The sequence below is a fragment of the Photobacterium arenosum genome, assembly GCF_014841115.1.
Taxonomy (GTDB): domain Bacteria; phylum Pseudomonadota; class Gammaproteobacteria; order Enterobacterales; family Vibrionaceae; genus Photobacterium; species Photobacterium arenosum.
Window position 1 is genome coordinate 60,651 of record NZ_JACYTP010000011.1, and the last position, 14,752, is coordinate 75,402.

Genomic DNA, 14,752 nt, shown 5'->3' on the forward strand with positions numbered 1-14,752 from the left:
GTTGATTGTAACGAGCCCCGGAGACTGTCTGGGGAAAGCACGGTTAGCAGAACCCCTAATTATCAGCGTACTGCATCAGCGAAATGCCGCTTTCGGATAAAGCGTTCGGTGAGTTCAGAAATGGTGGCGTTGCAGGCTGGCATTGCAGCGAATCAGGAGAAAAGATGGACGTTAAACTACTGGTAGTGATCCATGCTGAGGAAGAATTTGACTGGGATCAGGGATTTAATAGCCGCAATACTGCCGTTACGCACCATCATGCCCTGATCCCTTTTATGGGGGAACTGATTGAGACTGGCGCTAAGATCACCTTGGCCATGGACTATCCGTTTGTTGAAAGTGCCGGAGGCAGGGAAGTGATAGCCCACTACCAAAGCAACGCAGCGCAGTGTGTTGAATTTGCCGCGCATTTGCACCCCTGGGTGAATCCGCCCAATGTCTCTCATGATCAGTCTGTGACCGACTTTGAGTCTTATCCCTGTAATCTGGCACCGGATCTTGAGTATGAAAAAATAAGCAGGCTGACAGAAAAAATACAGGCGGTGTCAGGGGTATCTCCGGTTACGTATTTGGCGGGACGATACGGTTTTGGCCCTGTTACCAGTGAACATTTGCGCACATTGGGTTATCAGGTCGATCTCAGTATCAGTGCTTACTGTGATTTCAGCCATCAGCAAGGGCCTGATTTCAGTGAATATACCAATGCCCTTTTTGTTGAAAATGCGATTCGGCATATTCCGCATACCAGTTCTTGGCTATCCGTTTCCAAGCGGGTTGCAAAAAAGGCCAATCAGTGTCCGGCCTGGTGCCGCACCTTCAATAGCAAACACCTTACCCGTTTCATTGCAAAGGCTCTTCGTATAAGCAGGCACCGTTTGTCGCCGGAAGGCAATGATCTCTCCCAGCTTCAGGCCATCACGCAAGCTCAGATGGCAATAGGGCAAGACGTGTTTGTACTGTCTTTTCACTCCCCCAGTCTGGTGGCCGGAATGACACCTTATGTGCCCACCACCAAAGATTGCGAGCGACTAAAATACACCACACGGCGCTATATTGAGTGGTTTCTGCGGGAGCTGAACGGTGAAATTGTCCTGGCGAAAGACATGGCAGTCAGCCAGGGATAAGGCAGAAACTTATGGCAGATCAGTATTCCCAGGCGATTTTTTCGGGTGCTAAGTGGTCTATGATCACTATTTGGTATAACCGCTGTATCGGGCTGATCAGCACCCTGGTGCTTGTGCGTTTACTGTCGCCGGAAGATTATGGTATCGCCGGGTTCACTATGTTTTTTGTGTATTTTTTCATCGCACTATCAACGGTGGGGACCAAAAGATATGTGCTGATGGAAGATATGACTGATGAAAATAAATTGCACAGTATTTGGTCTTTGAATCTGCTGTTTCGTATCGTGTCCGCGTTTTTTTTATTTCTGTCGGCAGACTGGGTAGCTGTTTACACCAGTGAGCCAGAGATAGCAGTGGTCATTCGTGTTGTCAGTATTATTCCCGTTATTCTTGCTTTTCATAATGTCGGTATGGATCTGTTCGAAAAAAACTTCAATTTTAAAATGGAAACCATGATGCTAATGGTAGCGAAAACACTCGGCAGTGTGTGTACCATAGCGGTTGCGTTAATTATCGGTAATTACTGGGCTTTAATTGCCGGTGTTATATTGATGGCCGTGATTGAAGTGATCACCAGCTATATTCTTTGTCCTTTTCGGCCCCGCTGGTGCACACAGTACTGGAAAGAACAGTGGGTTATATCTAAATGGCTGTATCTGGTTTCTGTGTCTGGTTATATGCGATCCAGGGTAGATATGCTGCTCTTGGGTAATATTCTTAACAGCCGCAACGTCGGTTTTTATAATATGGGGCAGGAGTTTTCCTGGCTGCCTTTTACTGACTTTCTGGCCCCGATGAATCACGGAGCATTTTCCGTGTTTTCAAAACTGAAAGATCAGGACAGCTTACTGAAAGAAAGATTGTATTCGCAAATGGCATTGTTAATGTTTCTTGCTATGCCTGTGTCTTTTGGGGTATGCGCCATTGCGGAGGATTTTGTCTATGTCGTTCTCGGAGAAAAATGGATTGACGTTATTCCAGTCATGCAGAATTTGTCATTCTTAATGATTGTGATGACTATGTATATGTTAATACAAACGGTATTGATCTTAAAATCCAGGATGCCGCTGTTATTTAAGTGCGATTGTCTGGCAATTTTGTTAGTGATTGGCAGTTTTTATGGTAGCGGCTACGACGATCCTGACAGCCTGTCTTTTGTTCGCTTACTGGTTGGCGGTATATTTCTGGTGTGTGTGACAACTGTGTTCTTGCTTGTGATCAGGCTGCAGGCCAGCCGTTTATTACCCGTTATTTTTGTGCCGTTTTCTGTTTCAGTATTGATGTATTTCAGCGTTATTGCTGTGGTATCTGAAATAGACAGTCATTTCTGGGCTTTACTCCTGGGTATAGTAACAGGTGTATTCGTGTATTCGGTTTCTATGCTGGCATTATTGCCGGTTTCAATCAGAGTGATTCCGGAGTATCGAAGTATACAAGCTAAAATAGGAAAAATAATCAGAACCCCTATGTTTGATTAACGTCAGTGAGGGTAGAAGAGCGGATGGATTTTCTCTATAGCGATTGAGAGTGACTTAATTAGTTGCATAATAATCTACTGCAACTGTTAAGATCTGTTCGGGTCACTGATGACAAATTATTCATAGTCAAAATTTTGTTGGTTCGTTAATCAGGAACTATAGTGAAAGGAGTGGTTAAAAAAGTCACAATATCTGTTAAATATGCCAGCTGGAAGCCCAGACGATCTGAGCTTTTCACACGCTCAGATAAGGAGTTGAACAGTGGAATCAATCCTTTTCTCGATGGGTCTGTTTGTCTTGGTATATCTTTGTGTACGCTCAATAAGGCAGGACAAAGAATACAAAGAATACTTAGCAAAACAGCAAAAAAATTCTAAGCATCGACGTTAGGGAGCTGGAAAATGAGAGATGTCGTCTTAATCAGCGTTTTCCTGATCCTGGCTTGTTTTGCTCTGAGACGCTCTTACATCGCAGTGTCACTTTGGTTGTGGTCGGGCTTATTTGTGCCGGCCTATTGGGTTTACGGGTTTGCCAAGCCGATCAGTTACAACAGTGTGTTTGCCTTGCTGACGCTGATTACTTACCTTTTTTCCAGGAAGAAGCCCGCGGTTATATTTGACGGGGTTGTCTTCATTGCTATTTTGTTTTGGCTTCATACCGGTTTAACCACCTACAACACCATTATTTTTCCTGAACTGGTTTGGCCGGAATGGGAGAAATTTTCCAAGATCTTCCTGTTGTTCATCATGATTGCATTAATCATCCGGCAAAAGCATGAGTTCGAAATGCTGTTGTGGGGGATATTGATGTCAGTGGGCTTCTTTGGTGCCGTGGAAGGGCTGAAGTTCCTGGCCAGTTTAGGCGGACATAAAATCCAGGGGCCAACTGGTCACTTGATTTCAGACAATAACCACCTTGCCGCTGCTTTATGTATGGTGATTCCTTTATGTATCTATCAGTTAAAGTCCGTCCAGGAAAGGTGGATCCGTTTAGGGCTGATAGGTATGTTAGTGCTGTGTGTGTTGTCTGTGCTGGGCACTTATTCCAGAGGAGGCGTGCTTGCTCTGGCTGTGATTGGCTGTTACTTCTGGTTCAGAAGTAACAAAAAAGTTCTGACATTATTTGGCGTGGCAATTATCGTTTCAGTTTCTGTCTTGCTGTTACCGGACAAGTGGTATGACAGGATGGAAACGATAGAAACGGCGACTCAGGATTCTTCTTTCACTAACCGGCTGACTTCGTGGAAAATCCACACTTTGATGGCGCTGGAACGGCCGGTGTTGGGAGCCGGATTTAAAGCCACCTATTTTCAGCCGGTGTGGGACAGGCTCGCACTGGATATCTATAAAATAGATATTATTGAAACGCCGCCCCCCGGAGAAGAAAGCTGGGCCGCGCACAGTATTTATTTTCAGGTTTTGGGTGATCACGGCTTTGTCGGGTTCACTCTGTTCATGCTGGTTATTCTGTTGTTGTTTCTGAAAATGCGCTGGGTCATTGTGACACTGGGGCGACCGCCATGGAATGATACTCACCACTGGCAGATTGATCTGGCGCGCATGATGCAGGTGTCTTTGCTGGGCTATTGCACGGCAGGGGCCGCGCTCTCGCTGGCGTATCTTGAACTTTTCTGGGTATTAGCCGCAGCAATGGCGGCCTTAAGTATGCAGGTGAGAGTGATGGTCAGCCAGCAAGCGCGAAGAAAACCGGTTTCTCAGTTACAGGGCATGTCCTCCACTTAATGCTCTGAATATCCGACCAATCAGTTGTGTTACCTGTGGTGTTTTCCCGGCACCACTCAGGGTTTGACAATCAACGACTCAAAAATACCGACGATTTTTTGTGCATTGTCCGGCCAGGTCAGCTGTTGTCTGGCAATGCTGGCCGCCGCATTGTCACTTAACTGCTGGCGGAGTGCTTCGTCGGACAACAAACGCTTAATCTGCTCCAGCATATCGGCTAAATGACCTGCTTTGAACAGCAGGGCATTGTCGCCATCTGTCAGCAGCTCTTTTATGTTGTCGCTATCGGGCGCGACAATGGCTTTGCCACATGCCAGGTATTCGATCAGCTTGAGCGGTGAACACCAGGGGGTGACGGCCGGCTGCAGGGCGATATCTATCTGAGAGAGCCAGTCCGGTATATGTTGGCGATCAATTAATCCTGTGATGTGAATCTGGTGCTCGGCCCTGAGAGTGCGTGCCTGTTTTCTGAGCTCATCCAGAACCGGGCCGTCACCGACGATCAGGAATTTCACTTCTGGATCGTCAATGTTCCGCTGCCGGTTAAAATCAACGATCAGTGACAAAACGTGCTCTAATTGATGCCATTCGCGGCAGAAGCCGACAAATCCAACCACCAGGCTACCCGAAAATTCAGGTTGTTTCTCCTTGCCGACAACAGGATGAAATAAGCGGCTGTCTATCCCATTGGGAATAACACTGATGGCATGCTCAGGTACGCCTGCGCGCTGAACATAGTCGGCCAGCACATGACTGACCGGCAGAGTATGATCGGCATTACGCCATGTGAACAATTCTGACCAGCGGGCCAGCCAGGTGAGCGACAATCCGCCGTAGGCATTGCGCTCATCGAATAATGGGGCGTTGATCTCTAATACCAGTGGCACATTGAACAGTTGCTTAGCCAGGATCCCGGTGGGAAGAAACAGGTTGTAGCGCTCATAAATGGCATCCGGTTTTTCCCGGTATAAAGTGATGCACAGCTTGGCGAAATCATAAGCACTGTAGCCAAATTCCAGGATTTCACAGCAAAAACGGGGCAGCATCTGGCGCACTTTGCTGACCCAGCCGCCGTTAGCGCCAACGTCGGCCTGATCGGACACAGCCGGTGCGACGACCACCACTTCGTGGCCTTGTTCACGAAGGGCACCAATGATGGCATCAATATGGACATACTGGCCGTCTTTGGAAGCGACCCTGTGGTGATACAGAATTTTCATGATGCGTCCTTAATCAAACGATTAAACAACTGATACTGACCTTCAGAGGTGGCAGACCAGTCGAATTGCTCGGCGTAATGACGAGTGTCAGCGCGGGCAAAAGGCTTGTTCAGCAACTGGCGGATACCCTCGGCGATGGCATTGACATTGCGCTCAACCAATGTGCCTGCCTGGGGTTTACGGACGACTTCAGGTGTCCCCCAGATATTGGTGGCCACAACCGGTGTGCCGCAAGCCATGGCTTCCAGCAGCACATTTGCCCAGCCTTCTCTGTCTGAAGCCAGTGCCAGTAAGTCAGCCGCGCCATAATAGGCGGATAATTCTTCCTGACTGAGCTTGCCCAGAAAGCGTACCCGCTGGGCAACACCCTGTTGTTTGGCCAGGGCGGACAGTGCTTTTGCTTTCGGGCCGGTGCCGGCAATCAGTAACAGGGCATCCGGAATGTGACGCAGGGCTTCGATGACTAAGTGGTGGCCTTTACGCTCTATAAGCAGACCGACGGATAAGATGACAGGTACATTAACCGGCAGGTTCAGTGCCTGCCTGAGTGCGGGTTGCTGGCTTTCGTCGCTGAAACTGAACAGCTCTAGATCGACCCCGTTTCTCAGTGTGCTGACTTTATCCGGTACTGCGCCTAACTCGATCATGCTTTGCCGCAGTGCCTCACACACTGCAAGGTTGTGGTTGCTGACCGATAAAACCTGCTGAATACGTTTTCGGGCTTTGGGGTAGGCGGGGATCAGATTGATGTCTGTCCCTCTTGCCGTCATGGTAAACGGTTTGTTTAAGGTGCTGGCGACCGAAGCAATGGCCACCCCGTCGGGGTAAAAATAGTGGCCATCAATCAGATCAAAGTCGAACCCTTGCTGCATTAAGCGTGCAATCTGTTTGTGCAGGGAATAGGCCAGCGTCGATGGGGTCAGTGACATTCCCAGTTTAGGGATAACCAGATATCTCGGATGATAAATGCGGATGCCATAGCGGCTCTCAGTATAGGGGACAGACGCATAGTCGCTGTATTGTCCAAACACAGGGTGACTGAACGGGAACCAGGGCACAGGTGCTATCACAGTAATGTCTGTCTGCGGGTAATGTTTTTTTAACTGGCGCAGCCGGGTTTCGACAAAAATGCCGTGCCTGGGATTACTCGCGTTCGGGTAGAGTGTTGAAATGGTGAGAATTTTCACTATGCCTGCCTCTCCATAAATTGGGCGAACATCAGTAAACTCCAGAGCACGACACCATGATCGCGCTGGCCGCTTTCGTGCTCAGCCACAATGTTTCGCAGCTGATGCGGATTAAAATAGCCACAGTCCAGCATGACGGGAGATAAGATCTGCGTATGCAGCATCGGCCGGAGCTGGGTACGAAACCAATGGGCCAGCGGCATGCTGAACCCCATTTTAGGGCGATATAAAATATCTTTGGGCAGATAAGGTTCCAGGGCTTTTTTAAAGCAGAATTTGCCTTCCTGTCTGCGGATCAAATCCTGGCTCGGAATTTGAAACGCCCATTCCAGCAGCTGGTGATCGAGCAGGGGGGCACGTACTTCAAGCGAATTGGCCATGCTGGCGCGATCCACCTTGGTCAGAATATCGCCGGGCAGCCAGGTTTTCAGATCGAGGTACTGGATCAATTTCAGCGGATCGTCGGTAGGCGCATTGAGGGCATGCCGGCGAAGAATATCGTTCCCTGTATAGCCATTGAGCTGATGGCGATAGGCCGGACTGAGCAATCGCTGCCTGTCAGCGAACCTGAGTTTTGAGATCGTATTGGCATACGCATCAACACTGTTCATTGCCAGCGACTGGAAGGTCGTTTTGGCCCTGAAGCGCTGTGGCGCCCAGTCGGCTTTGGGGTATATCTGACCCAGCATGCCAAACACCGGTTCACGAATGGAAGAGGGTATCATCCCCCTGACTTTCTGCTCGGCCAGATGAAACCGGTAGCGACGGTAGCCGGCAAAGATTTCGTCTCCCCCGTCGCCGGACAAAGCCACTTTGACCTGTTTCCGGGCCAGCTGGCATACCAGGTAGGTCGGCAGTGCTGAATCGTCTGCAAACGGTTCATCATACAACCGCCCCAGCACCTCCACTAAGCTGACATCTTCTGCGTTGATCTGGCGATCATGATGCCGGGTTTGATACTGCTCAGCAATGCTGCGGGCATAGTGGGTTTCATCGAACTGAGCCTGATCAAACCCTATGGCGCAGGTGTTCACCGGATTGGATTGCAGGCCCGACATCAGGGCCACAATAGCACTGGAATCCACCCCGCCTGACAAGAAGGCCCCGAGAGGCACATCCGACACCATGCGAATTCTGACAGCGTCCAGCAGTTGATCAACCAGTGCCTCCTGCGTATCGTGCCAGCTGAGGACTGTTGCTGGTGCAGAGAGATCCCAGTAGGCACTGGCCGTAATAGCGGCACCCGGCGTCAGTTGAAGATAATGCCCGGCAGGGAGCTTGAATATGTGTTTATAAGCGGTGAACGGGTCTGGAATATAGCCGAACATCAGGTATTCTTCGGCCATTTCGTCGCGCAGAGTGCGGGACACGTCAGGATGTGCTAGCAATACTTTCAGCTCGGAGGCAAAAACCAATTGCCCTTTGGCTGTCAGGCTGTAAAAAAGCGGTTTCTTACCCAGCCTGTCCCGGGCAAGAAAGAGGGTCGAGGTGTTTTTATCCCAGATAGCGAAGGCAAACATGCCACGAAAATGGCTGACGCAGTCTTTCCCCCATTGTTCCCAGGCATGGACTATCACTTCGGTATCACTGACGGTACGAAACTGATGACCCAGATTTTTCAGCTCTTTGATCAGAGCTTTGAAATTGTAAATTTCGCCATTAAAGACAACCGCGACCGTGTTATCTTCGTTAAACAGTGGCTGATGCCCGCCGGACAGGTCGATAATAGACAGACGGCGATGGGCCAGCCCGACAAGATCATCGACGAAATAGCCTTCATCATCCGGGCCTCGATGGTGCTGTATCCGGTTGATGTGCTGCAACAGCCGAGTGTCAATAATGCCTGAATGTTGTACGTTGAAAATACCCGCAATACCGCACATAACCCTCTCCCTGATAATGGTTTCATTACCGCTGGTGGCTGTTTTTTAAGATCACGCTGTGCTTGTTTGTGCCAACATCAATGATGTCTTTTATCTGGTTATCGCTCAGCTCAGTGCTTGCTATTGCAAAGACATCTGAGACGCCTTGCTGCCCGGCCAGGCGATAAGATGCTTTCATCAACTTGATAGCCAGCGGATTACTGCTGCAAAACGCATTCACACAGTACCAATAGATAACCCGCATGCTGTTTCCCTTCGCATTGGATACAGTCATCGACTTGGCATGAATACCGGCGGGTAACGTCACTGATTGGCTATTGTCGACCGACCAGATGTCTTTATTGAACAGCTGATTGGTACTGCTGATTAGCTCGCCATCCCGTTGCCAGATGTTATAGCGGGCGGTATAGAGTTCTGCCTTTCCGTCAGCGGCGCTCTGGCGCTGGCTGCGTTCGGCATGCGGGAATGAGATCCCCCATTCGGTCAGCATGACAGGCTGCGGATTCATGGCGTCAGTTTGCTGGCTGGACAGCAGGGGCTGGCCCTGGTCAAGCTGCTGCTTCCACAAGGCGGTCGCAATAAAAATCAGGGCAACCAAGCCAAGTGCCCCCCATGTTTGGCGAGCTGATAGCGCAGACGGTTGCTGCGGCAATTTGACATATGGGGCTTGCTGATCAGAAAACAGACTGGCGGTAAAAAAGATCACCAGAATGACAACACTGAAAAACAGCCAGCCGTAAACCAGATGATCCGCCCCGGCGGCATATTCCATGTTGCTGAAATACCCAATCATCACAATGCCATAAGCCCGGATACCGTTGGCAATGATCGGGAAGATAAACGAAAAGGCCACAAAGAGTGTGCGCTTGTAGACTTTGGTGAACTGTAAGTAGGCGAATAACGTGCCTAATGCCACGCTGGACATCAGAAAACGGATGCCTGAACAGGCTTCTGCCACGTAAAACCGACCATTGGGAATGGTCAGGTATAAGCCATCCCGGTAGACAGGGATATTGCTGATATTCAGCAGCCAGACTGAAAGATCGGCGGTGATGATCTGCAGTTTGGGAATCAGGCTTTCACCAAAGGGGATGGCAAAGAGTAAATACAGCAAAGGGAACCAAAAACGGCGAATGATGGCGGTGCCCAATACCGCCCACAGCAATAACTGAAGACTCACAATGGCGGCGATATGTTCAAATAACCCGATACTTGCCGCCCGGCCCAATAGCCAAAGAAAGCATGATACGGCAAGTAATGCTACCGCCAGCCAACTGACAGACGGGCGCAATGGCTTAATGACCTTGCGCTCTCGCCATACCAGCCAGAGACAGATTGGCACAACCAGAAAGCAATGCTCATAGGTTTTAGAATTGGCCCAGACATTTACCATATTGCTCAATGACGGCCAGAACAGCCATAACCAGCCGATAACAGGGAGTGCCAGGCGAAACCCGATCCGGTCAGACATGTTTAGCCTCAAGATACGTCAGTACTGGTGATAACTTGGCATCCCAGCTGAAATTGTCTTCAATCCACTGTCTTGACAGTGTGGCCGCACGTACTGGGCGAGCTAATTGTTCGCATACCCAGTCGGTGACATCCTGTGGTTCTTCTGCTACATACAGTGTCTGTTCCGCTACGTTGTCCGCCATTACGCTGTCCTTGGCAGGGTAATTGCCCGGGTAGTGCTCAAGCCCTTCCATACCCTGTGGTGTGGTAAGAACCGGTTTTTCCATCGCCATCGCTTCCAGTATTTTGTTCTGGATACCACGTGCGATTTGCATTGGCGCGATGGCGGCTTTGGCATGCAACAGATACGGACGCACATCATCAACCCGGCCGGTAACAACTATGCCGGGCAGTCGGCTCAGCGCCCTGACGCTGGCCGAAGGCGATGAACCGACGATATAAAACTTACCGTAAGGGTGTTCTTTTAGAACCTTCGGCCAGACTTTGCGGGCAAACCAGGTGACGGCATCCACATTGGCCCAATAGTCCATGGCGCCGGTAAAAACCACATAATTATCGTGCTGCAGCGGATGTTCGGTCACAGGGCTGAAATCGGCCTGCGGAGAGAAATAGCGGCTGTCTATGCCGTTTTCCAGCGTATGAATTTTATTTTGTAAGGCGGGTTCAACCATGGCCGCAAACGACTGCCGCTCTGTTTCAGTGACAAAGCAGCTGACATCAAAATCGGCACAGATCGCTTTTTCAAACTTTGCGAGTGTCCGGTACTCACGCTGGTACAGATAACTGGCAACACCTTGTTTTTTCTGAGCATACTGGCGCCATTTTTCTGAATCCACATCCACGAAATGCATGACTTTGTGCAGCGAGGGACGTGTATTGAGCAGGTACTGAGCCATGCTGCTGGAGAACACCAGGGCACGCTCAATGGGATGCTGATTCAGGGTGTGATTCACCCAGTCGGTCATTGCCGGATGAGAGTAATAGGGCAGCGTAATGGGCTGTCCTTTATACAAAGCCTGTAAGCCTTTGAGGCGGGCCAACGCCGGATGAAGCGTAATGAAACATACATCCCGGCAAAGCGCTTCTACCTTGTGACGATACTGTTGATCATGCCTATCGTCGATAAAACAACCCAGATAGACATCAAAGTGCTGACTGAGAAATTTCAGTAAATGGTAGCTGGCAATTTTATCGCCTTTGTTGGGTGGATATGGAATTCGGTGACAAAGATATAGCACTGCTGGTTTCATTGTCCTGCTCCATTGTCGCTTAGCCAAGGTACTTCGAGATACGTGGTCCGATAAGCTTGCTGATGCCAACAGGCATACTCTGCCAGGCTTTTATGAAATAACGATATTTCGGGTTACTGGGCGACAGATTGGGGGGCCGCTTTGCTTTCACCAGCGCGATACGGTAGTGCAGCGGCTGCTCTTCCATGCCCCAGTGCTTTTTATAGTGGTAGGCGCCTGAGTCAATTTTACTTCTGCCAAAGTCAAACACTTCAGCCCCTTTAGATCGGGCAAGCAGCATCAGCTGGTAGTACATAAAGTCGTTACTTTTTAATTCTCTTGCGGCCTGCGTTCCGCCGCCGTAGTAGGGAAGCACCTGGTTTTTATAGTAAAAACTCAGCACCCCGGAAACAGGAAGCCCGTCAGCATCACGGATAACCAGCGTGTTACAGCGCTGGCCGAAGGTGTGCTGCAGCTTGTTAAACAGCGCGGGATGAAACACAGGCGTACCGAGGTTTCTGACACTCTCTGCGTAAAGATCAAAACATAAGTCCGGGTTATCTTTGTCGTCCCAGCTCAGTTTGTTGTTTATCGCATGGCGGATAACAGCCCTTTGTTTGCGCTTGATGCCAGAGAGAATGGCCTCCGGGTTGTCGGCCAGCGTGTTCCTGAAAGTGGCATGGTGGCAATGACGAAACCAAGTTGTATCACAAGGTTTTTCATCGCGATCCCGCAACTCAATATAATCAACCTCAAGTGAGCAACCCAGCTCGAAGGCCGCCGTTTCTAATAGGTATCTGATGTTTTCATCATCCGATAGCACGCCGCCATAAACACAGAAAGGGGTTGAAATCAGCGCATGACCAAACAGAGCGCTTTTTTGCTCGAATAACGGCAACACCCCAACCAATTTTTCGTGTTGTTGTGCCAGCAAATAGTGCGGTTGATGACCGAACACTTCTTCGATGACATCCAGCCAGCCGGTTAAATGAAAAAAGCTGCCATCCTGGTGCGCATCAACGTAGTGGTCCCAGGCTATGTAGTCGTTCCGGTTCAGCTTGCGGATCGTCAATTCCTGTTTCATCGTCATGTCCATTCAGTTGATAGGCCTGGCTGACAGTGCTCCACTGAAAATCCTGCAGCAAATGGTGAAGCCGTGTTGTCATTTGTTCAAGGTTGAGATAATGCCGGAAGCGCGATTTGAATGATGCCTGAGTCATTCGGGGCTGCTGCGCATCAATTTCCCAAGGATGAAAATAAAAACAGAACGGTTGCTGGTATTGTTCAGTAAAACGCCGGATAAGGTGTTTACTGATTGCATAAGGATACAGCCGGAAATAACCACCACCACCGATTGGCAGATTGGTGCCGAATGCCTGATAGGTTGGAATGGGTATTTCAACCAAACCTTCATTTCGCTGATGAAGAAAGCGTGGCCAGTCAGGGTTGCCATAATGATCGTGCCTGACAGGGTATGTGCTGCTGCTGAAAGTAAAACCAAGGCGATGAAGAATATCGAATGCCCACAGATTAGTGTCGTCAATTGAAAAGCTGGGCGCCCGGTAACCATTGATATATTTACCGGAGAGGTCTTCTATCAAAAACTTACTGCGGCTGACATCCTGGAAAAATTCCTTCTCAGTTTGCTGGTTTGCCTTTACATGATGATAACCATGGCATGCCAGCTCATGACCTTGATCTGCAATGGCTTTTATCAGGGAAGGGCAAGCGTCAGCCACCCAGCCGAGTATAAAAAAGGTCGCTTTAACATCATGTTCAGCGAAAATATCCATTATTTTTCTGGTGTTGTAGTCTACACGCAATGGATAAGATTTCCCCCATTGTTCTTGCTTAATAATGGATGAAAAGGCAGAAACGTGAAAATAATCTTCGACATCAACAGTCATTGCATTGACGAATGAACGGCGAACAGGAGAGTGAGTTTCTTTCATGTCATCGCCCCTTACCAAACAGTACTATTTCAGAGGTTCTGATCAGTATCAATATATCGAGTATTACGCTTTTATGTTTTATGTAATAGAGATCGAACTTAAGCTTCTCAATGGTATCTTCGATATTATCACCATAGGGGTATTTTAACTGGGCCCAGCCTGTTAACCCGGGTTTTACATATAAGCGATGATTATAATAGGGAATTTGCCGTTCAAATTGGCTGGAGAAACTCGGACGTTCAGGACGAGGGCCAACAAAGTTCATATCGCCTTTAAGAATGTTGATCAACTGAGGAAGCTCATCCAGTCGGTATTTCCTGATAACATTGCCAACTCGCGTGATGCGGGGATCCTGACGGCTGGCCATTTGTTCACCTTGCGACTCGGCGTCAATTTTCATACTGCGAAATTTGTAGATTGAGAAGCGCTTCCCTTTCAGCCCGACTCGCTCTTGAGAATAAAGTACCGGGGCGCGGAAACCGTCTTCCCATTTGATCATCACGACGATGGCAATCAGTATGGGCCAGGTGATTAGTAACAGCAGCATGGCAATGGCACAATTAAACAGCCAGTACAGACTTCGCCCAATCTTGTTGCCGGTTGCATGAGGGTTGAAGATCACCCAGGACGGATGAATATGGCTGACGGCGACTTGCCCGGTTTCCCGCTCAATAAAATCAATGATATCTATGACTTGCACCCCTTCCATTTTGCACAGGAAAAGACTGTCGGTGGGCAGGTTACCCCGGCGCTCATCAGCTGCAATAATGATTTCTTTGATATGGTTGGATTGCACGAAGGCTTCCAGCGAGTCCGAAATATCAAGAACGGGTGCCACATTTGATTTTTCGCGATTATCGCCAGGCATAGGCACATAGCCTGTCAGTTCGACATGAACCCGGTCAGATTGTCGTCTCATGCAACGATTGATAAGGCTGGCCCGTTCTCCTGCACCCAGGATGAGCACTTTGAGCCTGCCAAGCATCTGATAGCGGGAACGGATAGCGATAAAGCGTACGATCATCAGGCCCACTAGCGCACTGCCATACATCCACTCACGGGTAAAACCGGCTGGAAAAGGCTGGGGAGTGATCAGGTACAGGCTGGTGGACAGCATGTACGCCAAACTAATGGCTACCAATATTCTGACTGTGATGCCGCTATATGACTCTCTGAGTTTTTCATTGTAAAGCCCAACAGCTAGCAGAGCCAATTGAATAGGAAGTGTATAATAAATGAGATTAAGTACATTTATTATGATCCCTGGATGCGATAAATACTCCGGATTGAAATAAAAAAGAAATAGCTGAGTCCCTGCAAAATTGCCCGAAAGCATTAATATATCTGCAAAAATAAGCACAGCGTTGCTTAAATTTAAATCGTGAAATCTTGAGTAAGTCATAATCACCCTTGTCCCAGGTGTAAATAAATAAAGTGCCCCTTCCTGTATTGAGTATCGGCAAG

General features: G+C 48.9%; 11 protein-coding genes. 3 read left to right on the forward strand and 8 right to left on the reverse strand.

Annotated elements, in window-relative coordinates:
• The first annotated feature begins 164 nt into the window (after positions 1-164).
• The 3 genes from IFO68_RS16075 to IFO68_RS16085 all read left to right on the forward strand — a co-directional run bounded on the left by IFO68_RS16075 (position 165) and on the right by IFO68_RS16085 (position 4,344).
• Complete coding sequence (locus IFO68_RS16075; protein ID WP_192016857.1) at positions 165-1,124, forward strand: polysaccharide deacetylase family protein; 960 nt, start codon at positions 165-167, stop codon at positions 1,122-1,124.
• Positions 1,125-1,135: 11 nt separating this feature from the next.
• Complete coding sequence (locus tag IFO68_RS16080) at positions 1,136-2,602, forward strand: oligosaccharide flippase family protein (protein WP_192016858.1); 1,467 nt, start codon at positions 1,136-1,138, stop codon at positions 2,600-2,602.
• Between the two features lie 401 nt (positions 2,603-3,003).
• Positions 3,004-4,344 carry a putative O-glycosylation ligase, exosortase A system-associated gene (locus tag IFO68_RS16085; RefSeq protein WP_192016859.1) on the forward strand — a complete coding sequence of 447 codons (1,341 nt, stop codon included), beginning with the start codon at positions 3,004-3,006 and terminating at the stop codon, positions 4,342-4,344.
• Between the two features lie 56 nt (positions 4,345-4,400).
• Here the strand turns inward: IFO68_RS16085 and IFO68_RS16090 are convergent, their stop codons facing one another.
• From IFO68_RS16090 to IFO68_RS16125, 8 genes are read right to left on the reverse strand one after another with little or no spacing between them, the layout of a single operon-like run.
• Positions 4,401-5,564 (reverse strand): glycosyltransferase family 4 protein, encoded by a 1,164-nt coding sequence (locus tag IFO68_RS16090; RefSeq protein ID WP_192016860.1) that lies wholly within the window; start codon positions 5,562-5,564, stop codon positions 4,401-4,403.
• Positions 5,561-6,751 carry a glycosyltransferase family 4 protein gene (locus IFO68_RS16095; protein WP_192016861.1) on the reverse strand — a complete coding sequence of 397 codons (1,191 nt, stop codon included), beginning with the start codon at positions 6,749-6,751 and terminating at the stop codon, positions 5,561-5,563. The genes IFO68_RS16090 and IFO68_RS16095 overlap by 4 nt, the downstream gene beginning before the upstream one ends.
• Positions 6,751-8,634, reverse strand: a complete 1,884-nt coding sequence (locus IFO68_RS16100; protein ID WP_192016862.1) for an XrtA/PEP-CTERM system amidotransferase — start codon at positions 8,632-8,634, stop codon at positions 6,751-6,753. Before IFO68_RS16100 ends, IFO68_RS16095 begins: the two co-directional genes overlap by 1 nt.
• Positions 8,635-8,659: 25 nt before the next feature.
• Complete coding sequence (gene xrtA, locus IFO68_RS16105; RefSeq protein ID WP_192016863.1) at positions 8,660-10,105, reverse strand: exosortase A; 1,446 nt, start codon at positions 10,103-10,105, stop codon at positions 8,660-8,662.
• Positions 10,098-11,357 carry a TIGR03087 family PEP-CTERM/XrtA system glycosyltransferase gene (locus IFO68_RS16110; protein ID WP_192016864.1) on the reverse strand — a complete coding sequence of 420 codons (1,260 nt, stop codon included), beginning with the start codon at positions 11,355-11,357 and terminating at the stop codon, positions 10,098-10,100. The genes xrtA and IFO68_RS16110 overlap by 8 nt, the downstream gene beginning before the upstream one ends.
• Positions 11,358-11,376: 19 nt before the next feature.
• Positions 11,377-12,420, reverse strand: coding sequence for a FemAB family XrtA/PEP-CTERM system-associated protein (locus IFO68_RS16115; protein ID WP_192016865.1), 1,044 nt, complete (start codon positions 12,418-12,420; stop codon positions 11,377-11,379).
• Positions 12,353-13,288, reverse strand: coding sequence for an XrtA system polysaccharide deacetylase (locus IFO68_RS16120; protein WP_192016866.1), 936 nt, complete (start codon positions 13,286-13,288; stop codon positions 12,353-12,355). The genes IFO68_RS16115 and IFO68_RS16120 overlap by 68 nt, the downstream gene beginning before the upstream one ends.
• 1 nt (position 13,289) lies before the next feature.
• Positions 13,290-14,690 carry a TIGR03013 family XrtA/PEP-CTERM system glycosyltransferase gene (locus tag IFO68_RS16125; RefSeq protein ID WP_192016867.1) on the reverse strand — a complete coding sequence of 467 codons (1,401 nt, stop codon included), beginning with the start codon at positions 14,688-14,690 and terminating at the stop codon, positions 13,290-13,292.
• Positions 14,691-14,752: the final 62 nt, after the last annotated feature.